This is a genomic window from Maricaulis maris (genome assembly GCF_003634045.1).
In the GTDB taxonomy this organism is placed as follows: domain Bacteria; phylum Pseudomonadota; class Alphaproteobacteria; order Caulobacterales; family Maricaulaceae; genus Maricaulis; species Maricaulis maris.
Window position 1 is genome coordinate 90,627 of record NZ_RBIM01000006.1, and the last position, 21,730, is coordinate 112,356.

Below are 21,730 nucleotides of genomic sequence, written 5' to 3' on the forward strand. Positions count from 1 at the left end.
AGGGCCGTTTCATGACAATGATTACCACGACCGAGGCCCTCGAAGCGGCCTGCGACGCCCTCCTCCAGCACCCTTATGTCGCCGTTGACACCGAGTTCATGCGGGAAACGGTCTATTGGCCGCAGCTCTGCCTGATCCAGGCCGCAGCCGGCGAGACCGAGGTCATCATCGACCCGCTTGCCGAAGGTATCGACCTGGAACCCTTCTGGGAGTTGATGGCCGATGAGCGCATCATCAAGGTGTTCCACGCCGCCCGCCAGGATCTGGAAATCTTCTTTCACCAGGGCGGCGACAGCCTGATCCCGCATCCGATGTTCGACAGCCAGGTCGCTGCCATGGCGCTCGGCCTCGGCGATTCCATCGCTTATGACGCGCTCGTTCGTACCCTGCTCAACAGGCCGATCGATAAAGGTCCGCGCTTCACCGACTGGTCACGCCGTCCGCTGTCCGACGCCCAGACCAAATACGCCATCGCCGACGTCACCCATCTGCGCGATCTCTACCCGATCATGGTCGAGCGGCTTGAGAAGAAAAAGCGCACCGAATGGCTGGCCGAAGAGATGAAGGTCCTGACCAGCCCGTCGACCTATCGCCTCGACCCGGAAGAAAGCTGGCGCCGGATGAAGCTGCGCAAGACGACCCCGAAATGGGTCGCCGCGCTGCGAGGTGCCGCTGCCTGGCGCGAGACCGAGGCGCAGACCCGCGACATACCGCGCCAGCGCGTCATGAAGGACGATGCGCTCTACGAAATCGCCGGTGTCGCCCCGACCACGCCGGAACAGCTGACCGGCCTGCGCGCCGTGCCCAAGGGCTTTGAACGCTCCAGCGCCGCCCGCCGCCTGTTCGACAAGATGGCCGAAGCCCTCGCCGACCCGGAGGCCTATGCCCCGAAGGTCGAAAAGCCGGCCCCGCCGCCCCAGGGCCTCGGTCCGACGGTGGAATTGCTGAAAGTCTTCCTCAAACTGGTCGCCGACGAAAAGGGCGTCGCCCCGCGCCTGATCGCCACCATGCCCGACCTCGAAAAGATCGCCGCCGACGACAAGGCCGATGTCGAAGCCATGACCGGCTGGCGCCGCGAGGTGTTCGGCGAGCCGGCCCTCAAGCTCAAACGCGGCGAGATGGCGCTGGCACTGAAGGACGGCAAGGTCGTGATCGTCGAAACGAAGGGCTGAGGGCCGCCGGAGCGCGTCGCCTCACCCCTGGATTTGCGCGTTGTCATCCCGGACGAAAACCTGCGAAGGCAGGTTGCAGATCCGGGACCCATAAACGCGATTGCTGCCGGAACCGGGCGTATCGGTCCCGGATCTCCGCCCTGATCAAGTCAGGGCTCCGTCCGGGATGACAACCGCGGGACACCAGGATCAGGAATCCAGTCCGGCACCGGAAAAAGGTGCCCCCGCCTCACCGCGTCACAAAAGTCAGCGCCCGGCGCGGACGCAGTCATAAATCCCTTGTCAGCCAGCGGGCCGTATCCGGTTCTTCAGCTCAAGGGTGAAACCGCGCAGCGGCGGCGAGGCCGCCCTTGACCTGAAGAACCGGATACGGCGAACTCCCGGCAAGAGGTTTAAGGTGGGGTGTGTGCCGCTGGCGCGGGCCATTCAGTCCCCTCGAAAAACGACTGACCGTTTGGCCTCAGGTCACTAGAAGAGAGTGCGTATGGAGAATTTTGGACATCGAATAAAACCCGTCCTTTCGGAGTTCCCATTCGTTGAGATTTTGACGACCTATGACTGGATCTGCGCTTTAGACACCGTGTCGGTCCATGTTTTCGATTTTCAAGGTGACGATTTTGGCAATTGGCTCGATCGATTATCCGAACTTTTGGGGTTTGGTTGGACCTTGGGCCATCTTGACGCTGTCCTGGATATGCCGGTTCCACCTGCCTTTGACCCGACGAAAATCAATGTGCTCGTCCTGACGGGTGTCGAAGAGGCCTTTGGCCAAGATGCGGATACAGGAGTCGCACGGTTTGCGGCGCTCGTGTCAGCGTGCCGCTCCGTTTCTGATCAAGGCGTGCGGTGCAAGATCGCTATTCTGAGGCAAAATCGATCCAGGCCTATCCAGGCGTCTTGATCGTTGTGATCGGCAACTCGCCCTCACGCACCACGCTTAGCGGTTGACATAAACCACCTCCCCCGTCCGCCCCACCGCCGCGGCGAGGTTGTCGAGCAGGGAGACCGAGCGTTCGACATAGAGGTCGCGCACGCTTTCATCGACCTCCAGGCGGATGACATCGGCCTCGACGCTCAGCGCATAGCGGTCCAGCAGGGCCGGTGAACGGCCCGACAGCTTGGCGCCGAGACGCAGCGACAGACCCAGCATCTGGGCGAGATTGTGCTGATCCTCGTCGATGAGGTGGAAGATCGCATTGTCTTCCAGCACGCTGCGCCGGCCGGCATAGCGATAATGGATCGCGGCGGCGAGGAAGACCCGCTCGGCATGGGTGACCCCGGCGAAGGGGGCGTAGAGCACGCTGTCACGAGCGAGATCGGCGCGATGGTCGGGATGATGGCGGGCGCCGAGATCGGTCAGCCGGGTCGCCGCTTCGTGCAGGACCTGGTCGCGGGCATCGCCAAAGGCCGTTTCCAGCGCCGCAAAGGCCGGAACCAGCCAGCGCGCCAGGGCCCGGCCGAAATCCGGGGTCGGCGCATTGGGACGGGCCATCGCCTCGGCGCCGGCGATCAGCGGGTCTTGGGCCAGAAGCGCCGGCGGCAGGCCGGAGGCCAGCACGCCTTCGCGCACACCGAAAGCCGAGAAAACCAGGCGATCGAAACGGCCATGATGCATGATCCGGCGCAAGAGGAGCGCGGCATAGGGCAAAGTCGCGACACGCCGCGAGGACAGGCCCGGCGTGCCCCGCAGTGAGGCCGGGCTGAGCCGGGTCGCCAGCCGTGCCAACTCGTCGGCCCGGGAGGCCGTCAGCGCGAATTCGTGCACGACATTGAGCGGGTAGCCAAAACGGGCAAAGGCGAGCTGGCCGAGCGCGCGCCAGGCGCCGCCGACCGCATAGAAGGCACCGCCCTGCCCGGTCAGCTGACCTGAGGCGAGCAATTGCGCGTCGATCGCCTTGATGACGGCGGCCTCGTCCATCGGGCCGTCGTCGAGGATTTCCTGCGGGCCCAGCGCGGTGGTGATGCCGCGCCCGGGCAGACCGTCATTCATGGCCGTCAGTTCAAGGCTCGATCCGCCCAGATCCCCCATCATGCCGTTGGCATCAGGAATGCCAGCGCCGACACCCAAACCGGAAAGACGTGCCTCGTCCTCACCGGACAGGACGCGCACCCGCAGGCCGGTCCGCTCGGCGACCTCGGCAATGAAGGCGGAACCGTCAGTGGCATTGCGGACCGCAGCGGTCGCGACGACATGGCGATCGCTGACGCCCTTGGCGTCGAGCAGACGCTGGAAGCGCTTGAGCGCCCGCAGTGCGATGTCGCGGCCTTCCGGATGTAGCTTGCCGGTGTCATGCACGCCGCGACCAAGCCCGGCCATGACCTTCTCGTTGAAGATCGGCCAGAGCGAGCGCCCCTCGACCCGGAAATGCACCAGACGCACCGAATTGGAGCCGACATCAATCACCGCGATATCGCGGTGGATGGCCTGTTCGGCCATGAAGTCGGAGGGCGTCAGCTGGCTGGTCAATCCTGGTCAGCCATTGGTGTCGGTAAGAACGGGCGGCTGGTCATTCTTGAGCGCATGCCCGCGCCCTGACAGGGACGGGTTGGTCATGAAATAGGCATGCGCACTGAACGGCTTGTCGACATTGGCCGTGTCGACCCGGCGATAATCGCCCTGGCCGTCCATATACCAGGACTGATCGGTGTCGTTGAGATTGGCGACCATGATCTGGTCGAGCACCTGGCGATGCACGGTCGGGTTCTGGATCGGGCAGAGATGCTCAACCCGGCGGTCCAGATTGCGCGGCATCCAGTCGGCCGAGGAGATATACATCTTGGCCGCCGGCGACGGCATCGCCTTGCCATTGGCAAAACAGACGATGCGCGAATGTTCGAGAAAGCGCCCGACGATGGATTTCACGCGGATGTTTTCCGACAGGCCGGGAATGCCCGGTCGCAGGCAACAAATCCCGCGCACCACGAGTTCGACCCGGACACCGGCCTGGCTGGCGCGGTAGAGCGCGTCGATGATTTCCGGATGGACGAGCGAGTTGAGCTTGGCCCAGACCGCCGCCGGCAGGCCTTCGCCGGCATTGGCGATCTCCTGCTCGATATGGCCGATAATGGTTTCCTTCATGCCGATCGGCGACACTGCCAGGCGTTCCAGATTATCGGGTCGGGCATAACCGGTGACATAGTTGAAGACGCGACCGGCATCACGGCCAAAGGCCGGGTCGGCGGTGAACAGCGACAGGTCGGTATAGATGCGGGCCGTGATCGGGTGATAATTGCCGGTCCCGAAATGGGCATAGGTGCGCAGGTCCGAGCCTTCGCGCCGCACCACCAGCGAAATCTTGGCGTGGGTCTTGTACTCGATGAAACCGTAGACGACCTGCACACCGGCACGCTCCAGGTCGCGGGCCCATTTCAGGTTGGCCTCTTCGTCAAAGCGCGCTTTCAGCTCGACCAGGGCGGTGACATTCTTGCCGCTCTCCGCGGCCTCGATCAGGGCGGCCACGATCGGGCTGTCCTTGGAGGTACGGTATAGGGTCTGCTTGATCGCGATGACGTCCGGGTCGGCCGCCGCCTGACGCAGGAATTCGACCACCACATCAAAGCTCTCATAGGGATGGTGGACGATGATGTCCTTCTCCCGGATCGCCGAGAAACAATTGCCGCCATGATCGCGGATGCGCTCGGGATAGCGCGGCTCGTAAGGCGTGAATTTCAGGTCGCCGCGATCATCCGGGATCAATTGGCTGACCTGGGCCAGGCCCAAAAGCCCGTTGACCGGGACGATATCCTGCGGGCCGGCATGCAGGTGCTGGACGATGAGATCACGCAGGGCTGGCGACATGCCCTCGTCCAGTGTCAGCCGGACCACCACGCCGCGGCGGCGTTGCTTGAGCAGGTTTTCGAACTCGAGCATCAGGTCTTCGGACTCTTCCTCGACCTCGATATCACTGTCACGGATGACGCGGAAACTGCCCTTGCCGACCACTTCATGACCGGGAAAGAGCGTGTCGACAAACATGGTCAGCACGCTTTCCAATGTCATGTAGCGACGCGCCGGACGACCGCCATCGCGCGCCGGTCGCGTCGGCAGCTCGACGAAGCGCTTGACGCCGCTGGGCAGCGGGATCAGCGCATTCATAAGCTTGCCCGTCCCTTTCTTGCGCAGCTGCAGCGCGACCGCGAAGCCGAGATTGGGGATGAAGGGGAAAGGATGCGCCGGGTCGATCGCCAGCGGCGTGATCACCGGCAAGGTGTGTTTGAGAAAATCACCCCGCAACCAGGCCTCATCGGTCTTGGACACCTGGCTCGGTTCCAGCACCTTGACGCCCGCCTTGCCGATCTCGGCATGCAGTTTGCGCCACAGGGCCTGTTGTTTGAGCATCAGCTCGCCGGCCAGCGCATGGATTTGTTCGAGTTGTTCGGCCGGGGTCAGCCCGTCGATACTGGTCGCGGTGACGCCATTATGGACCTGGGCCCGCAGACCGGCGACGCGGACCATGTAGAACTCGTCCAGATTGCTGGCAGAAATCGACAGGAAACGCAGGCGCTCAAACACCGGATGGTGCGGATTGGCCGCCTCGTCGAGCACACGCAGGTTGAAACGCACCCAGGACAGCTCCCGATTCACGAAGCGTTTGGGTGATTGCATCAGCGTTTCAATTTCCGCGAGGTCTCCCACAGGAGCATTCATGCCGCGTCTCCAGTCTCGGTCCAGCTGTCCAGGATTTCGCGCGCGATGGCGCGGGTAATCGGAGTCTTCTTGACGAGCGCCAGCTTGTCCATCCGTTCAGCAAGCAGGCGCACCGCCGCAACGGATCGCTCCATGCGCGGCAGGAGATAGTCTATCACGCCGGGACGCACCGGCGCGCCCCTGTCGGCCAATTGTTTTTGCATCATCCGGGTCAGCAATTCGTCATCGGCCTCGTGCAGATCGACATGGACCAGCGCCCGCAACCGCGACACCAGGTCCGGCAAGGTCGCGCGCCAGTGAGCCGGCCGGCTGCGTGCAGTCAGCAACAGGGCCTGGATCTCGCCTTCAGCAGCCCGGTTGAGGAGATGGAAGAGCGCGTCCTCGTCGACACCCTGATCGACACCCTCGACCACCAGCGCTGTCTGCGCCGCCAAGTCAGACAGGTGCGCTGCGAGATGCGCTGCCGGCAGGGTGATGGCGTGGTTTTGTGTCGCCCAGATCGACGCCAGATGCGACTTGCCCGCGCCCTCCGGCCCGACCAACGCCATGACATTGCGCGGCCAGTCTCCCGGTCGCTCCAGCACATCGCGCGCACCGGCATTCGACGGCCCCGAAATGAAGGCTGCCGCACTGAAATCCTCGCGCGCCGGAAGGTCCAGCGCCATTTGCGGTGTCACAGACATCTTCATCGCGCTCACGCTGATCAGCGGGCCGACAATACCACCCAGCCCAGTCCGGGATGTTCTTCCAGCGTCGCGCCGCGCTCGGCAAGTTCGGAGACCAGCTGGGCGAAATCGCCGCGATACTCGACGTTCATGCGGGCACCGTCACGCGACAGGGCATCCAGCTGGGCGCCTTCGACCAGGGAGGCCCTGCTCAGCGCGGTCTGCAGCCGACGCCACTCGTCCAAGCCGCCATAGAGTACAGTCACGCGCAGTGATGTGGTCTCGAAATCGCGCACCACGGAACGCCGCTTCCAGTCATCTTCGCGATCGGTCACGAAAGCCTGCGCCGCATCGCGCCAGCCGCCATAGACAATTTGCGGCCCCCAGGTGTCAGTCGACATCACTCCGACGGCGTCAAAGCTGACCAGATAACCGCCAAAGCGCCGAATGCCGTCACGTTCGCCGGCGCGCAGCACGGCAATCCGGTTGAAACCATACATCAGGGCCGTGTTGCGGAGCGCTTCCTCGTCAAGCTGCAGGGCTTGGCGGGCTGTAATCGGCCGCGACGTCGACAGGCTGGTCTGCGGCGGCAAGGAGATTGGCGTCAGGGAATGACTGAAATCCTGCTCGCTCCACGCGGCGCGCCAGGGATTGGCCTCCCACAGGGCAAAGCCGGTTTCGGTCTCCATCACCGGCAGGACCAGCATCGGGCGCGACTGCGATTCCACATAAGGCACGCCATAAGCGCGCATCACCCGGCCCACAGCGCGGGGATCAAAGCTGACATCCAGCTGGGCGAGATAACGGGTCGCACTGCGCTGCTCGTTGGAGATTTCCAGGCCGGCAATCATCTCGGCAATGATCGCCTCGTCGAGGGTGAGCCCGGAGACCATTTCACCGGTCTCGGACAGGTGCGCGTCGAGCTCGAGGCTTGTACCAGCACGGTCCTCAGCCAGTGTCAGGCGCTCGATCAGGCGCCGGGCCGCGGCCAGCTGACCTTGGCGCATCGCCGCCGTCTGGGCCTCCAGGGCATTGCTGGCAGTCGCGTCGATTGCGACGCCCTTGATGGTGTAGGGGTCGTCCGCCCGGGCCGCCGGCAGGCAGGCGAGGCTGAGACAAAGCGCGGCTAGAATGAAACGCACGGCGGCGACTCCTGTAACTTGGACATCGGGCGCACTATAACCACACGCTGCCGGGCGTGAAGCCCGTGGCTTGCCTCCGGGGCGTGTTTCGACATACACCGCGCCTGATTTTACAGAGTTGAGGAAACGGATGTCCGGAACCGGAAACGATGATCGCCCGAACGGGCTGACCTATGCCGACAGTGGTGTCTCGATCGACGCCGGCGACGCGTTGGTCGACCGTATCAAGCCCTTGGCCGCCATGACACGCCGTGCCGGAGCGGCTGCCGACCTGGGCGGCTTCGGCGGAGCCTTTGACTTGAAAGCGGCCGGTTACACGGATCCGATCCTGATTTCCGGCACGGACGGAGTCGGCACCAAGCTCAAGCTCGCCATCGCCACCGGCAAGGTTGATACGGTCGGGATCGACCTGGTCGCCATGTGTGTGAATGACGTGCTGGCCCAGGGCGCCGAACCGCTCTTCTTCCTCGACTATCTGGCCTGTTCCAAGCTTGACCCGGCGCGCGGCGAAGCCATCGTCTCGGGCATTGCCGCCGGCTGCAAGGACAGCGGCTGCGCCCTGATCGGCGGCGAAACGGCGGAAATGCCGGGCATGTATGAGGGCGATGATTTCGATCTCGCCGGCTTTGTGGTCGGCGCCGCCGAACGCGGCCGTCTCCTGCCCGACCACGACAAAATGGCTGCCGGCGACGTGCTGATCGGCCTCGCCTCCTCCGGCGTTCACTCGAACGGTTTCTCGCTGGTCCGCAAAGTGGTCGAGCTGTCGGGCCTGGACTGGTCTGACGAAGCGCCCTTCGCACCGGGCCAGACACTCGGCGAGGCCTTCCTCGCCCCGACCCGGCTCTACGTGAAGTCCTGCCTGCCCTTGATCAAGTCCGGCCTCCTGACCGGTCTCGCCCATATCACCGGTGGCGGCTTGGTCGAGAATCCGCCGCGCATGACGCCCGACTCGCTAGTCCCGGTCATCGATTACAGTGCCTGGACCCTGCCGCCGGTCTTCCAGTGGCTGGCCGAAACCGGCGGTATTTCCGCCCATGAAATGCACCGCACCTTCAATTGCGGCATAGGCATGCTGCTCGCGGTGGCGCCGGACAAGGTGGATGCGGCGATGGAAGCGCTTGCACTGACCGGCGAGACCGCCATGATCATCGGCGAACTCCAAGCGGCCTGACGCGAGAGACACACAGATGGCGAAGACAAAGATCGCCGTGCTCATCTCCGGGCGCGGCTCCAACATGCAGGCCCTGATCGAAGCGGCACGGGACGAGGACTTCCCGGCCGAAATCGTGCTGGTCGCCTCAAACAATCCCGACGCGGCCGGTCTCGAGATCGCCCGCGCCGCTGGCATTGACACCGAAGTCGTCAATCATCGCGAGTTTGACGACCGGGCGGCCTTCGAGGAGGCGCTCGACTCGACGATCAAACTCTATGGTGCGCGCATCGTCTGCCTGGCCGGTTTCATGCGCATCCTGACGCCCTGGTTCACCGAGCGCTGGCGCGACCTGTTGATCAATATCCACCCGTCATTGCTGCCAGCCTTCAAGGGGCTGCACACGCATGAACGGGCGCTGGAAGCCGGTGTCCGCATTCATGGCTGCACAGTCCACTACGTCCGCCCGGAGATGGATGACGGCCCGATCATCGGCCAGGCCGCTGTCCCCGTCCTGCATGGCGATACCGCCGAGACGCTGGGTGAGCGCGTGCTGCATGCCGAGCATGCCCTCTACGCCCAGTGCGTCGCCCTCGCCTGCTCCGGCAAGGCGCGTGTGGCCGGTGAGCGGGTCCGCCTGCAGGTCCGTGAATTCGGTGCCGAACTGCTGATGAACCCGCACGACTGACGGGCGGTCGCACAAGGCTCAACCGGTCGACATCAAGGCCTGTCTGGCGAGCCGCTTCATCTCCTCGATATAGCGCGCCTGCGGCCAGTTGCAGCCCTCTACCAGGCTTTCCCAATTGCGGACCGATAACAGGGTCCACAACAGATCCGTCGCCGCAGCGTCATCCGGGTCATCACGCAGAATTCCGTCTGCCTTCAAGGCAGAGACCGCGGCCATGCAACCTTCGCGAAGGGCTGACATCCGGTCATCCCAGGCCAGTTTCGCAGCCTCATCGCCGGGCGCCATGTCCAGCAAGGCACGACAGACCGGATGCACGACCGGGATGTAATTACCCCAGGCTTCAATGAAAGCGTCCAGCCTTTCCAGGCCTGACGTCGCGGCGCGACTGGCGGCCAGGCGGGCATCGATATCGCTCTCGGCATCAACAAATCGGGTCACCGCGATCAACAGCTCGGCGCGGGTGCTGAAATGCAGATACACGGCCTGGCGGCTGACGCCGGACGCCCTGGCGATATCGCTCATGCGGGTCTTCGCGCCCTGCCCCTGCTCGAGCAGGGCCCAGCACGCCCGCAAGATCCGCTCGCGCGTCGACACTCCATCATCCGGCATAGCCCTGGCCTTTCCCTGTGCACCCGCATCGACGGGTTCCGATGCAGGATTGATTGCACTTGACACCACGTCAAGTCGATGCCACTTGACGCCATGTAAAGTTTACACCACGTCAAGCAAAGGAAATCGCCATGACCGCCATCGACCCATCCGCCGACATCCTCGTCCTCGGCGCCACCGGCAAGACCGGCCGCCTCATCGTCAATGCCCTGCAATCGCGCAATATCCCCGTCCGTCCCGGCTCGCGCGACGCCGAACGTCCATTCAGTTGGCAGGACCGTGATGGCTGGGACCATGCCCTGCAGGGTGTGCGCTCGGTCTATATCGCCTATGCGCCGGATCTCGCCGTGCCAGGCGCCCCGGAGGACATCGCCGCCTTCACCGACCGCGCCCGCAAAGCCGGCGTGGAGCAACTCGTGCTGCTGTCCGGGCGCGGTGAGCCTGAGGCGGAAGCCAGCGAGACCATCATCCGCCAGAGCGGGCTGCGCTGGACGGTGATCCGCTCAAGCTGGTTCTTCCAGAATTTCGACCAAGGTGCCTTCCAGCCCATGGTCGCGGCCGGTGAACTCGCTCTGCCGGTCGGACAGATCGCCGAACCCTTCATCGATATCCGCGACATTGCCGATATCGCGGTCGCGGCTCTGACCGGCACGGAACATGACGACCAGCTTTATGAAGTGACCGGTCGGCAATTGCTGAGCTTTGCCGATATTGCGGCCCTGATCACCGAGAGGGCCGGCCGCCCCGTCCGCCATGTCGACATTCCGCACCAGGCGTTCATCGACGGCGCCCGCGCTGCCGGCCTGCCACAGGATCATGTCTGGTTGCTCGACTACCTGTTCACAACGGTGCTGGACGGTCGCAATGCCCGGGTCATGGACGGTGTCGAACGGGCCCTGGGCCGGCCGCCGCGCAGCTTTGCCGACTATGCCGCCTCGGTTCCGGCCAGTGCCTGGGCCGCCACACCCGCCGCCGGGCTGGCATCATGATCGCCCTGACGCTGTCGGCCCAGCTGTTGGGTCTCGGTGCCGGCCTCATCGCCGGCATCTTCCTCGCCTTCTCCGACTTCGTCATGCCCGGTCTCGATGAGGCCGGGCCGGGCGGCGGCGCCGATGCGATGCGCGGCCTCAACCGGACCGTCTACAAGTCAATTTTCCTGGTGCTGTTGAAAGCCCTGGTGCCGCTCGCTTTGGTCCTGGCCGTGACCGCCCTCCTGTTCGGACGACCGGGCATGGCGATCTGGCTGGGACTGGGCATGGCCAGCCATGTCGGGCCGGTCCTGCTGGTCACCGGCCTGCGCAATATACCGATGAACAACCGCTTGCAGTCACTGGCCGGTGACGCGGACGGTACGTCCGCCTACTGGCCGCAATATGTCGCGCGCTGGACCGGCTGGAACCATGTCCGCACGGCCGGAGCCGTCCTCACCTGTGCCTGCTTCCTGCTCGCCGCCATCGCATGACCGGGCAAGCTCACTTGCGATCAGACCCGCAAGCACGGCAATAAGGAGGTGTGCTTGCGGAGTCTGTTATGCTGATTGCCCAGACCATCCTGATCGATGAGGCCGAGATCGAGGAGCGTTTCATCCGAGCCTCCGGTCCCGGTGGCCAGCATGTCAACAAGACTGAGAGCGCCGTGCAACTGCGCTTCGACCTCGCCGCCAACACCACCCTGCCCGACGCCGCCAAGCGCCGCCTGGTGCGGCTGGCCGGCTCACGCATGACCAAGGATGGCAGCCTGGTCCTGAAAGCCGACAGCCACCGCGAACGCGAGCGCAATCGCAGCGACGCCCGCGACCGCCTGCGCAATCTGATCGAGCAAGCGCTGATCGCCCCGAAACCGCGCAAGAAGGCGCGGCCATCCCTGGCGTCGATCAAACGGGTGAAAGCGGCCAAGGCGCAGAAATCCCAGACCAAGTCGATGCGGCGCAAGCCGGGGTCAGAGGACTAGCTACTCTGGCTGCGGGAAAACCGGCGGCGAGGCCACACTCGCGCCGAGATGGACATAGAGGTGATAAGTATCAGCCTCGACCCCGCGAACCCCGGCCTCGATCGCATCTTCCATTGACATGACACGGTGTTCGCCCAAATCGACATAAGCGGGTGAGGCATGAGGGCCGCATTCGACCGTTTCCATCGTGGCACCGCGACAAGTCCAGGCCTCCCCGCCGATAGTGCCCAGCCGCACAGTGTAGACTTCGTCCGGCCCGGCCAGCGAGCCGATGGTTTCCAGCGATCTCTCGCCGAACACCATTGGTGCTCTGCGCGCATGCACGTTGCCAACAAGCACAAGGATCACGTCGGCGCTCCCGACAAGGCTTCGCGCGCGTCTCAGCATCGCATGATCACGCCGCTGCGGCATTTCGGCCAGGTCCGCGTCATCGACCGCGTGATAATCGACGGCAACAATATCAATGGCCGCCCCGGCAGCCCTGCGGAGCCTTACCGTGTCGATCAGGGCCAGCATTGCCTCGCTCGACCGGCCGTCGCGCATCCGTCCATTCCAAAAGAGCGACCCTGTGCTCAGCGCCTGCACCGCCGACTCGCCACCGTCTGAAGCCAGGTAAGCATCCAGCCGGTCCTGCTCGCTGGAGGAAATTTCCAAGGCAAGGATTGTTCGCCCGCCGCGCACGACACCGAGGCACAGCAGGCTGGCCACAAATTCCGGTGCCTGCACCGTGCCGTGCATCTCGCCCAGCAGGATCGGTCGTCCCGCAGCCTCGTCGAGCAGTGTTTCGGCGCCGGCTATCGTATCGCACCCATTGCCGGTCTGCCCCTCATCTTGAGCTTGCACAAGCAAGCTCAGCCCCAACATCGCGCCCAAGATCATGGCATCCCCCAGATTGCACAATCATCAGGATGCAATTAAATCGGGCCGCAATGAGGCAGTCGGCGAACGCGCCATTTGCGGCGAGCGCCGTTACGCCCGGAAAGCTGCCAGGGCGTGCCGGCAGGTCAGGCTGATCCGCTCTGACAGGACAGATCAGCCCGCCATCTCCACCACCGCATCAATCTCCGCCAGATGACGCGCAATCTCCGCCTCCGGCAGGAAAGCGCCGCGGAACGAATTCTTCGCCAGTTCGATGATCTCGTCGGCGGTCAGGTCGATGGCGGCGGCGGTGCGGATGTAGTTGTCGTTCACATAGCCGCCGAAATAGGCCGGGTCGTCGGAATTGACCGTGGCCCGCAGGCCCAGCGCCAGCATACGCTTCAAGGGGTGGTCCTCGAGCCGCTTGATGCCGCACAGGCGCAGGTTTGAGAGCGGACAGACGGTCAGTGTCATCTGCTCGCGGCCGAGACGGGCGACCAGCGTGCCGTCTTCCAGGGCGCGATTGCCGTGATCGAGGCGGTCGACCTTCAGCAGGTCCAGCGCTTCGTGGATATATTCCGGCGGCCCCTCCTCGCCGGCATGGGCGACCCGCAGCAGGCCGAGCGCGCCGGCGGCCTCGAAGACGCGCTGGAACTTTGACGGCGGGTGACCGAGTTCGGAACTGTCCAGACCGACCCCGTCGATCCGCTCCAGGTGCGGCTTGGCCATCTCAAGGGTTTCAAAAGCGGCCTCCTCGGAGAGGTGGCGCAGGAAGCACAGGATGAGCTTTGAGGTGATGCCGAGCTCCGACTGCGCCCTGTCCAGCGCACGGGTGATACCGTCAATCACCGTGGCGAAGGCGATACCGCGATCGGTATGGCCCTGCGGGTCGAAGAATATCTCGACATGGCGGACATTCTCGGCGTGGACGCGCTGGAGATAGGCCCAGGTCAGATCGAAGAAATCCGCCTCGGTGATCAGCACATTCATGCCGACATAATAGACATCGAGAAAGTCCTGCAAGTTGGAGAAGTCGTAGGCGGCGCGGATTTCCTCGACCGACTTGTAGGGAATCTCGATCCCGTTGCGCCCGGCCAGCTCGAACATCAATTCCGGCTCGAGCGAGCCTTCTATGTGCAAATGAAGCTCGGCCTTGGGCAGGGCTTGGACGAGACTGGCGATATCGGTCATGGCAGCTCTCCGGCGCTTGGGGGAGTGCCATGGTCTGCCGCGTGCCCGGCTCGCGCAAGGGGCGGCTGCGGCTCAGGCCGACAGGATCAGCCAGATTGTGAAGATGAGAATGCCCGCAATGGCATAATTCAGCCAGCGCGCCGAGGCGCCTTCGGCCAGGAGACGCTTCAGGCCGCCTCCGACGAAGATCCAGAGCAAACCGCACGGTGCGCCGAACAGGACGAAAGCGGTCACAAAAATACCGACCCGTTCGATCGGCGTGTCGGCCAGGGCCACATAGGCACCTGCCGTCGAGACCGTCATCAGGATCGCCTTGGGATTGATCGCCTGGAACAGGGCCGCCTCCCAGGACCGGAAGGGACGCGAACGGTCGACCTTGGCGGTCGCGGCACGGCTTCCCGCCCGCCCAATCGCCCAGCCGGCATGAGTGAATTTCCACGCCATCCAGGCCAGCCACAGCGAGCCGCCGATGCGGACCACATCCAGCATGACCGGAAAGCGCTCGATCAGCTCACCCAGCCCGAACACCGAAGCGACCAGAAGCAGATTGAAGCCGATATTGACGCCCAGCCAGTGCGGCAGCGTTGCCCGCACCCCGAACAGGGCGCTGGACGACATCATCATGATATTGTTGGGGCCGGGCGTGGCGGACATGATCACGACGAAGGTCACCAAGCTGGCAAACACGGCCATGTCCATCGCGCGTCTCCTCACACCACTCTGCGAGCGCAGTTAGGGAGCGCCGCGCGCCCGCGCAACGCGTTATGCACAAAAAAGAAAGGCCCGGCAGCATACCGGGCCTTTTTTGTCTGATTTTGCAGCTCGGATTAGCCGACGATTTCGTCGTCCGAGAAGAAGAAGGGAATTTCTTCTGCTGCGGTTTCCGGTGCGTCGGAGCCGTGCACGGAGTTGGCTTCAATCGACTCGGCGAAGTCCTTGCGGATCGTGCCGGCATCAGCCTGTTCCGGGTTCGTCGCGCCCATCACGGTGCGGTATTTGGCGATGGCGTCTTCGCCTTCCAGGACCTGGACCACAACCGGGCCGGAGATCATGAAGGTGACGAGATCGTTGAAGAAGGGACGCTCCTTGTGGACGCCGTAGAAACCTTCAGCCTGCTCGCGCGACAGACGGATGCGCTTCTGGGCGATGATGCGCAGGCCGGCTTCCTCGATCTTGGCATTGATGGCGCCGGTCAGGTTGCGGGCAGTGGCGTCGGGCTTGATGATGGAGAAGGTGCGTTGGATGGCCATGGGAGACGTCCTCGAAACAAGGTGGATTGATGGACGGGCTGCGGCCCGGCCTGTGAATTTGCGCGGCTTATAGCGGGCGCTGTGTGGATTGGAAACCCATGCTGTCGGTCAGGGTCACAAAGGGCCCTGCACGCATCGCGACCCGTCGCGGAGCGATCCATGGATCGCGTGTCAGCCAGCAGGCCGTATCCGTTTCTTCAGCTCAAGGGTGAAACCGCGAAGCGGCAGCTCTGCGGCCCTTGACCTGAAGAAACGGATACGGCGACATCTCGGCAAGCCGTTTATGGATGGGTGCGCGCCGGGCTCAGCGCGAATCTGTTGCACCAAGCAAGAACCCGCGCTAACCGCCTTCTCCCATGTTGCACATCAATGACCTCACCTATCGCATTGAAGGGCGGATGCTCTTTGATCAGGCGACGCTCTTCCTGCCGGCCAAGACCAAGATGGGTCTGGTGGGTCGCAACGGCACGGGCAAATCAACCCTGTTCCGCCTGATCCGCGGTGAGGCCGCCACCGAGGGCGGTGAGGCGCGCGTCCAGAAAGGTGCGCGTGTCGGTTCGGTGGCCCAGGAAGCGCCGGGCGGGGATGACAGCCTGATCGATGTGGTGATGGCCGCCGATACCGAGCGCGCCGCCCTGCTGGCGGAAGCGGACACCGCGACCGAGCCCAATCGTATCGCCGAGATCCAGACCCGGCTGGCCGATATCGACAGCCATACCGCCGAAGCCCGCGCCGGCTCGATCCTGGCCGGGCTGGGCTTTACCGGTGAGGAACAGCGCCGACCCTGCCGTGAATTCTCCGGCGGCTGGCGCATGCGCGTCGCCCTGGCGGCGACCCTGTTTGCCCGGCCCGACCTCCTCCTGCTCGACGAGCCGACCAATTATCTCGACCTGGAAGGGGTGATGTGGCTGCAGGCCTATCTCAAGACCTTCCCCGGCGCCGCCCTGGTGATCTCGCACGACCGTGACTTGCTGAACGGTGCCATGCAGAAGATCGCCCATCTCAAGAACGGCAAGCTGACCGTCTGGGATGGCGGCTATGATGATTTTGAAAAGGCGCTGGCCGAGCGACAGCGCCTGCAGATGAAAATGGTCGAAAAGCAGGAGGCCGAGCGGCGCCATCTGCAATCCTTTGTCGACCGCTTCAAGGCCAAGGCGTCCAAGGCCAAACAGGCCCAGTCGCGGGTCAAGCGGCTGGAGAAAATGCAGATCGTGGCGACCCAGGTGGAAGACCCGGTGGCGCCCTTCAACTTTCCCAGCCCGCAGCGCCGCATGGCGCCGCCGATCGTGCGCATGGTCAATCTCCAGGCCGGCTATGCGCCGGGCAAGCCGGTGCTGCGCGACGTCAATCTCAATATCGACACCGAGGACCGGATCGGCATTCTCGGCCGCAATGGCGCCGGCAAGTCGACCATGGCGAAACTTCTGTGCGACAGACTGGCGCCGCTCGACGGGCATCTGCGCAAGCACAAGAAGATGCAGATCGCCTATTTCGCCCAGCACCAGATCGACAGCCTGTCACCGGACATGTCGGCCTATCAGCACATTATCGAGCTGATGCCCGACGCCACCGAGGCCCAGCGCCGGGCCCGCCTGGCGACATTCGGCCTGCCCGGAGACCGTCAGGAAACCCCCGCCGATACGCTGTCGGGCGGCGAGAAGGCCCGTCTCCTGTTCAACCTGATCACCTTTGAGGGCCCGCACCTCCTCATCCTCGACGAACCGACCAACCATCTCGACATGGACAGCCGCGCCGCCCTGATCCAGGCGATCAATGAATATGAAGGCGCCGTCGTCCTGATCTCCCACGACCGGCATCTGATCGAGAGCTGTGTCGACCGGCTCTGGGTGGTCGGCGACGGCACGGTCAAACCCTATGACGAGGATATCGAGACCTATCGCCAGTCCCTGCTCGGCCGCGCACCCAAGGATGGGCCGAAAAAGAAGACTGCCGCCACCGACGAAAAAAGCATCGCCCGCCGCTCCGCCGCCGACCAGCGCAAGGCGCTCAAACCCCTGCGCGACGAGATCGCCCGCTGGGACAAGGAAGCCGACCGCCTGCGCGGCATTATCGACGTCATCGACAAGGCCCTCGCCGCCCCCGGCCTCTACCAAAAAGACCCCAAGACCGCCACCGACCTGCAGATCAAACGCGCCAAGGCGGTCGAACTGCTCGACGCGGCGGAGCTGAGCTGGCTGGAGGCGGAAGAAAAGCTGGAAGCGGCGCTGGCGGGGTAGATTGATGTCTGGCACTCCAAAACTTGTCGACACGAGGACCGCGCAATGGGTGATTGATCGGCTTGGCTGGATTATCGAGACATTCGGCCCCGAAAAACCCATTGCCTCAACTGAGCTTGTCTTGCCGCTGCCCGGCTATTTCTCGTTTGACGCCGATACGCCCGAGGCGCGCGCGGAACAGATTTTCCGCCGTACCGCCGTGTATTGCGGTGTGGCTGACTGGGAGGTCGATCTCACGCCGTTCGACCGCAATCGACCGCACGAAGTCGGGACGTTCTGGCACTTGCGGCCGGCCGCAGACGCACCCGCAGGGACATTTTCCCTGAGCCCGGACAGCAACCGCCCGCAGATCAGCTATGCGAGCGATCTCATTGAGACACCTGTTGTCCTGATTGCGACATTTGCACACGAGATCAGCCATCTGGTTTTAATGACACGCGAGCGCCCCGACTGGATGGGGGAGGCAGAAGAGGAATTGGTGACCGACCTCTTCGCGGTTTATCTCGGCTTCGGTGTCTTCCTGGCGAATTCCGCCTTCCAATTCGACCAGTCTTCTTCCTTCGACCGGCAGGGCTGGTCGTCTTCGCGTCTGGGGTATCTGAGCGAAGACACGCTCTTGTTCGCGATCGCTATGTTCCTTGCCGTTCAGCGACAATCCGAGATCGAGGTCACCGCACTCAAGCCGGGCCTGCGAAAACGCTTCGACAAGGCCCGGAAACAGGTCGCCGCGCTGTCGACCGAAGTGACTGAACTGAGAAATCTTGACGCGGCTGCGCAGCGACCAGATTGACCGCCGGTATTCTTGGGAAAGCCATGGCCCATTCAGGACCGAACATCGCTGCACAGACCCGGAGCCATGCCGAAAGATCTCAACCTTTCCAATTCACTCCAGCCATCTGGTCTCATTAACAAACCATTCGTATTTGCGCTCATATAATATGAGCATCGAAGCAATTGGTGGATGGATCAATGGGATCCGCAGGCGCGTGGCCGGGCGTCATCTACCGACAGGATGCCCGCCCGGCGACATATCAACTGGCTGATCTGGCCGATGCCGGGCCCTCAAAGCCCGGCAGTTTTCTCGCCTGTTCGCCGCGCCGGAACGGAGGCGGGTCATGAAGATCGAGAACACGCCGCCGCCGCGCCCGACGCTTTCCCGCAAGACCGGCGCGCCGCACGCACCCAAGCCGGCCGCCTCACGTCACGACAACAGTTTTCACAGCCCGGATGATATCCGCGTCGATATCGTGATGGCCGCCGATCCGGACTCGCATGACGGTCCCGATTATCCGGGTGAGGATGATGACAGCCTGCTGGATCGCGAAACGGCCATCGAGACCGCGCACACGGTCAGCGCCTGGCTGGCCAGTCATGCACTGTCGCTGACCAGCCACCGGGCCGCGCGCCTGCAGCACCTGTTTGCGGGCTGAGGCCCGTTTCAGCCGCAGGCCAAGCTTTCCACGACATCATTTTCATCAACCCGCACCGTCAGGCGATCCGGGCGGTAATCCATGGTGACGACCGAATTGGGTCCGACGACGCGGTAGTTTTCCGGCATGGCGCTGGCCGGCACGGTCACGCGTGGCCGTCCGACGAAATGCTGGAGATTTTCCATGCCGCATGTGCCGGTGATCGGGGCGCGGACCTCGCCACCATCGACATCCTCGGTCGAGCCGAGCGGCGGCAGGGCGTCAAGTTGTCGTTCGTCCGTCGAGGTCGCGCCGCCGGTCGTGAGTCCGCAGCCTGCGAGCAGGCAGGACAGGATGATCACATGCGCTTTCATGGGAAATACTCGCTCAACCACACCAGGGTCGCAGGATGACACCGGCCTCGTCGAGGTCAAGATTGAGCCGTTCGCGGCGATAATCGCGGGTAATCGGCATGCCGGGATGGATGACGCGGATATTGCCGTGCAGCGTCTCCAGATCGACCTCTTCGATACGCTGGCCGACCAGATAGCCCATGGCATTGGCGCCGCAGAAGGCGCCGGGGTCCGGCGCGGCGGCATCGTCGGCCTCGAAATCAGGCGTCGGCATGACGGTCTCGCCACCATCGATCGGATGGCCACCCGTGCTACAGGCCGCGACCGAGAGGCCGGCCAGTGCGATCAGCAGATAACGTGTCATGCCTTCTTCTCCCATCGGCCTTCCGGCGATTGCCGCCAGTAGGACACTGTACAGCCCTGCCCCGATGCTTTCTTCCACAGGGCGCGGGCATCGGTCACTGCCATCTCGTCCTGCCCGTCAAACATGACAATCATGCGGTCAAAGGATGACGGATTTTCGGGTTCGGCACCATCGAGCAGGAAAAGACATTGCGCCCCATTCGGATTGGCCTCGTCCTCGGCAATGAGAACCGGCTGGCGCTCCGGTGATCCGGCCTCGACCTGGCCATGCGGCAGGAAGCTGTCCTCGCGCCAGGTCCACAACAGCTGGTCGATGGCCTCGCGGCGCTTGGCATCAGGTGAGCGCACCAGCGCCCGCCAGCCGCGCGCCAGCGTCTTTTCCAGCAGCTCGGGCAGCACCTCGTCCAGCGAGGAGCGCTCGAGATGGTAGAACCAGAGATCGCCGCTCATCGTCCTCTCCGACAGCCGATACGAAAAGGGCGGCCGCGCGGGCCGCCCTGATCAGCGAAGGGCTCAGCCCTCGTAATTGTCACGCACGAAACGGTCGAGGATGCGCACACCCCAGCCCGTGCCCCAGCTCGGCTGGCGCGGATCATCCTTGCCGCCCATGCCGCCCATCGCCGTGCCCGCAATGTCGATATGGCACCAAGGCTTGTCATTGACGAAGCATTTGAGGAACTCCGCCGCCGAGATCGACCCGGCCAGGCGGCCCTCGCCGACATTCTTGATGTCGGCATTCTTGGTCTCGATGTGCTTCTCGTAATCCGGGCCGAGCGGCAGGCGCCAGACCGGCTCGTCCGAGGCATCGCCAGCGGAAGAGAGTTGAGCGGCGATCTCGTCAGAATTGGAGAAAATGCCGGCGCGGGTATTGCCGAGACCGATCAGGATGGCACCGGTCAGCGTCGCCAGGTCGATGATCAGTTTGGGATCGAAACGGTCCTGCGCGTACCACAGCACATCGGCCAGCACGAGGCGGCCTTCGGCGTCGGTGTTGAGGATCTCGATCGTGGTGCCGGACATGGCGGTGACAATGTCGCCGGGACGCTGGGCATTGCCGTCGGGCATGTTTTCCACCAGGCCGACAATGCCGATGGCGTTGACATTGGCCTTGCGACCGGCGAGCGCGCGCATCAGGCCGACTACGGCGGCCGAGCCGCCCATATCGCCGCGCATCTCGTCCATGCCGGCACCCGGCTTCAGCGAGATGCCGCCACTGTCAAAGGTCAGGCCCTTGCCGACGAAGAGGAGCGGCTTTTCGCCTTCCTTGCCGCCATTCCACTTCATGATGGCGATCTTGCTCTCGAATTCCGACGCCTGGCCGACGCCCAGAAGCGCGCCCATGCCGAGCTCGGTCATCTGGACCTCGTCAAGGATCTCGATCTCGAGGCCGTGCTCGGCCATGCCCTCGATCTTCTTGGCATAGGTTTCCGGGTTGAGGATGTTCGGCGGCAGGTTGGTGACTTCGCGGGCCAGATCGACACCATCGGCCACAGCGCCCCAGCCAGCCCAGGCCGACTTGGCACCGTCGACATCGGAAACGGCGATGGTCAGCTCGACCAAGGAGGGTTTCTGCTCGTCCTTCAGCTTGGTGCGGAACTGGTCATAGCGGTAGGACGCCAGACGGGCACCGAGGCCGGCGCGAGCGGCGCCATCGCCATCCGTCTCACCGTCAAACTGGATCGACAGCGTGGTCTCGCCGCTGATCAGCAGCTTGGCGACGACAGCGGCCGCCGCCTTTTCCAGCGTCGATGCGGTGCGCTTGTCCTTGGCGCCGAGGCCGAACAGGACAACGCGGCTGGCCTCACTGCCCGACGGGGCCATGATTTCCAGCGTCTGGGCCGGCTTGCCGGTGAAGCGGGAGGCGGCGATCGCGCGCTTGATGGCACCGCCGGATGCGGTGTCGAGCGCGGCAGCGGCCGGCGACAGCGTGGCGTCCTCGTAAACCGGAACGGCGATCGCGCCGGCAGCGTTCGGAGCGGCAGCGAATTCGATTTTCATGGTATTCCCTCTCATCCAGTCGCATGGGGTGACTATTCTGTGCGCAA

The 21,730-nt window shown here is 63.8% G+C and carries 23 protein-coding genes; 10 read left to right on the forward strand and 13 right to left on the reverse strand.

What is annotated here, in order from left to right:
• The first annotated feature begins 11 nt into the window (after positions 1-11).
• Both rnd and C7435_RS12990 read left to right on the forward strand, forming a co-directional pair.
• A complete protein-coding gene (gene rnd, locus C7435_RS12985) occupies positions 12-1,172 on the forward strand; it encodes a ribonuclease D (protein WP_121212023.1) in 1,161 nt (386 codons plus the stop codon).
• A 484-nt stretch (positions 1,173-1,656) separates the two neighbouring features.
• A complete protein-coding gene (locus tag C7435_RS12990) occupies positions 1,657-2,073 on the forward strand; it encodes a hypothetical protein (protein ID WP_075189682.1) in 417 nt (138 codons plus the stop codon).
• A gap of 36 nt (positions 2,074-2,109) precedes the next feature.
• Here C7435_RS12990 and C7435_RS12995 read toward each other — a convergent pair whose 3' ends face one another.
• From C7435_RS12995 to C7435_RS13010, 4 genes are read right to left on the reverse strand one after another with little or no spacing between them, the layout of a single operon-like run.
• The gene (locus C7435_RS12995; RefSeq protein WP_147422699.1) at positions 2,110-3,639 is read right to left on the reverse strand and encodes a Ppx/GppA family phosphatase; all 1,530 of its coding nucleotides are present in this window, start codon (positions 3,637-3,639) and stop codon (positions 2,110-2,112) included.
• A gap of 6 nt (positions 3,640-3,645) precedes the next feature.
• On the reverse strand, positions 3,646-5,820 hold the full coding sequence (locus tag C7435_RS13000; protein WP_121212025.1) for an RNA degradosome polyphosphate kinase: 2,175 nt from the start codon (positions 5,818-5,820) through the stop codon (positions 3,646-3,648).
• Positions 5,817-6,509, reverse strand: a complete 693-nt coding sequence (locus C7435_RS13005) for a P-loop NTPase family protein (RefSeq protein WP_083635050.1) — start codon at positions 6,507-6,509, stop codon at positions 5,817-5,819. The genes C7435_RS13000 and C7435_RS13005 overlap by 4 nt, the downstream gene beginning before the upstream one ends.
• A gap of 14 nt (positions 6,510-6,523) precedes the next feature.
• On the reverse strand, positions 6,524-7,627 hold the full coding sequence (locus C7435_RS13010) for a DUF2066 domain-containing protein (RefSeq protein WP_121212026.1): 1,104 nt from the start codon (positions 7,625-7,627) through the stop codon (positions 6,524-6,526).
• A 130-nt stretch (positions 7,628-7,757) separates the two neighbouring features.
• On the opposite strand from C7435_RS13010, the gene purM reads away from it, so the two are divergent.
• Both purM and purN read left to right on the forward strand, forming a co-directional pair.
• Complete coding sequence (gene purM, locus C7435_RS13015; RefSeq protein ID WP_121212027.1) at positions 7,758-8,798, forward strand: phosphoribosylformylglycinamidine cyclo-ligase; 1,041 nt, start codon at positions 7,758-7,760, stop codon at positions 8,796-8,798.
• 16 nt (positions 8,799-8,814) lie between these two features.
• Complete coding sequence (gene purN, locus C7435_RS13020; protein ID WP_121212028.1) at positions 8,815-9,465, forward strand: phosphoribosylglycinamide formyltransferase; 651 nt, start codon at positions 8,815-8,817, stop codon at positions 9,463-9,465.
• An 18-nt stretch (positions 9,466-9,483) separates the two neighbouring features.
• Here the strand turns inward: purN and C7435_RS13025 are convergent, their stop codons facing one another.
• Positions 9,484-10,074 (reverse strand): TetR/AcrR family transcriptional regulator, encoded by a 591-nt coding sequence (locus C7435_RS13025; protein ID WP_121212029.1) that lies wholly within the window; start codon positions 10,072-10,074, stop codon positions 9,484-9,486.
• A gap of 131 nt (positions 10,075-10,205) precedes the next feature.
• Between C7435_RS13025 and C7435_RS13030 the strand changes: the two genes are divergently transcribed.
• The 3 genes from C7435_RS13030 to arfB all read left to right on the forward strand — a co-directional run bounded on the left by C7435_RS13030 (position 10,206) and on the right by arfB (position 12,024).
• Positions 10,206-11,063, forward strand: a complete 858-nt coding sequence (locus C7435_RS13030; RefSeq protein ID WP_121212030.1) for an NmrA family NAD(P)-binding protein — start codon at positions 10,206-10,208, stop codon at positions 11,061-11,063.
• Positions 11,060-11,536, forward strand: coding sequence for an anthrone oxygenase family protein (locus tag C7435_RS13035; protein WP_121212031.1), 477 nt, complete (start codon positions 11,060-11,062; stop codon positions 11,534-11,536). The genes C7435_RS13030 and C7435_RS13035 overlap by 4 nt, the downstream gene beginning before the upstream one ends.
• 68 nt (positions 11,537-11,604) lie before the next feature.
• Positions 11,605-12,024: an alternative ribosome rescue aminoacyl-tRNA hydrolase ArfB gene (gene arfB / locus C7435_RS13040; protein ID WP_121212032.1), complete on the forward strand. Its 420-nt coding sequence runs from the start codon at positions 11,605-11,607 to the stop codon at positions 12,022-12,024.
• On the opposite strand, the gene C7435_RS13045 is transcribed toward arfB, so the two are convergent.
• The 4 genes from C7435_RS13045 to ndk form a co-directional block, all read right to left on the reverse strand.
• Positions 12,025-12,903: a hypothetical protein gene (locus tag C7435_RS13045; RefSeq protein WP_121212033.1), complete on the reverse strand. Its 879-nt coding sequence runs from the start codon at positions 12,901-12,903 to the stop codon at positions 12,025-12,027.
• A 153-nt stretch (positions 12,904-13,056) separates the two neighbouring features.
• The gene (locus C7435_RS13050; protein WP_121212034.1) at positions 13,057-14,073 is read right to left on the reverse strand and encodes an adenosine deaminase; all 1,017 of its coding nucleotides are present in this window, start codon (positions 14,071-14,073) and stop codon (positions 13,057-13,059) included.
• Between the two features lie 72 nt (positions 14,074-14,145).
• Positions 14,146-14,772: a LysE family translocator gene (locus C7435_RS13055; protein ID WP_121212035.1), complete on the reverse strand. Its 627-nt coding sequence runs from the start codon at positions 14,770-14,772 to the stop codon at positions 14,146-14,148.
• A gap of 128 nt (positions 14,773-14,900) precedes the next feature.
• The gene (gene ndk, locus C7435_RS13060; RefSeq protein ID WP_121212036.1) at positions 14,901-15,323 is read right to left on the reverse strand and encodes a nucleoside-diphosphate kinase; all 423 of its coding nucleotides are present in this window, start codon (positions 15,321-15,323) and stop codon (positions 14,901-14,903) included.
• Positions 15,324-15,679: 356 nt separating this feature from the next.
• Here ndk and C7435_RS13065 point away from each other — a divergent pair, with 356 nt between their 5' ends.
• From C7435_RS13065 to C7435_RS13075, 3 genes are all read left to right on the forward strand, one after another.
• Positions 15,680-17,560, forward strand: coding sequence for an ABC-F family ATP-binding cassette domain-containing protein (locus C7435_RS13065; protein WP_121212037.1), 1,881 nt, complete (start codon positions 15,680-15,682; stop codon positions 17,558-17,560).
• Positions 17,561-17,681: 121 nt separating this feature from the next.
• Complete coding sequence (locus tag C7435_RS13070) at positions 17,682-18,350, forward strand: hypothetical protein (protein ID WP_147422700.1); 669 nt, start codon at positions 17,682-17,684, stop codon at positions 18,348-18,350.
• A 325-nt stretch (positions 18,351-18,675) separates the two neighbouring features.
• Positions 18,676-18,990 (forward strand): hypothetical protein, encoded by a 315-nt coding sequence (locus C7435_RS13075; RefSeq protein WP_121212039.1) that lies wholly within the window; start codon positions 18,676-18,678, stop codon positions 18,988-18,990.
• An 8-nt stretch (positions 18,991-18,998) separates the two neighbouring features.
• Here C7435_RS13075 and C7435_RS13080 read toward each other — a convergent pair whose 3' ends face one another.
• The 4 genes from C7435_RS13080 to C7435_RS13095 form a co-directional block, all read right to left on the reverse strand.
• Complete coding sequence (locus C7435_RS13080) at positions 18,999-19,343, reverse strand: I78 family peptidase inhibitor (RefSeq protein WP_121212040.1); 345 nt, start codon at positions 19,341-19,343, stop codon at positions 18,999-19,001.
• Between the two features lie 13 nt (positions 19,344-19,356).
• Positions 19,357-19,686: an I78 family peptidase inhibitor gene (locus C7435_RS13085; RefSeq protein ID WP_233350775.1), complete on the reverse strand. Its 330-nt coding sequence runs from the start codon at positions 19,684-19,686 to the stop codon at positions 19,357-19,359.
• On the reverse strand, positions 19,683-20,135 hold the full coding sequence (locus C7435_RS13090; RefSeq protein WP_121212041.1) for a DNA polymerase III subunit chi: 453 nt from the start codon (positions 20,133-20,135) through the stop codon (positions 19,683-19,685). The genes C7435_RS13085 and C7435_RS13090 overlap by 4 nt, the downstream gene beginning before the upstream one ends.
• A 63-nt stretch (positions 20,136-20,198) precedes the next feature.
• Positions 20,199-21,683: a leucyl aminopeptidase gene (locus C7435_RS13095; protein WP_121212042.1), complete on the reverse strand. Its 1,485-nt coding sequence runs from the start codon at positions 21,681-21,683 to the stop codon at positions 20,199-20,201.
• Between the last annotated feature and the right edge of the window lie 47 nt (positions 21,684-21,730).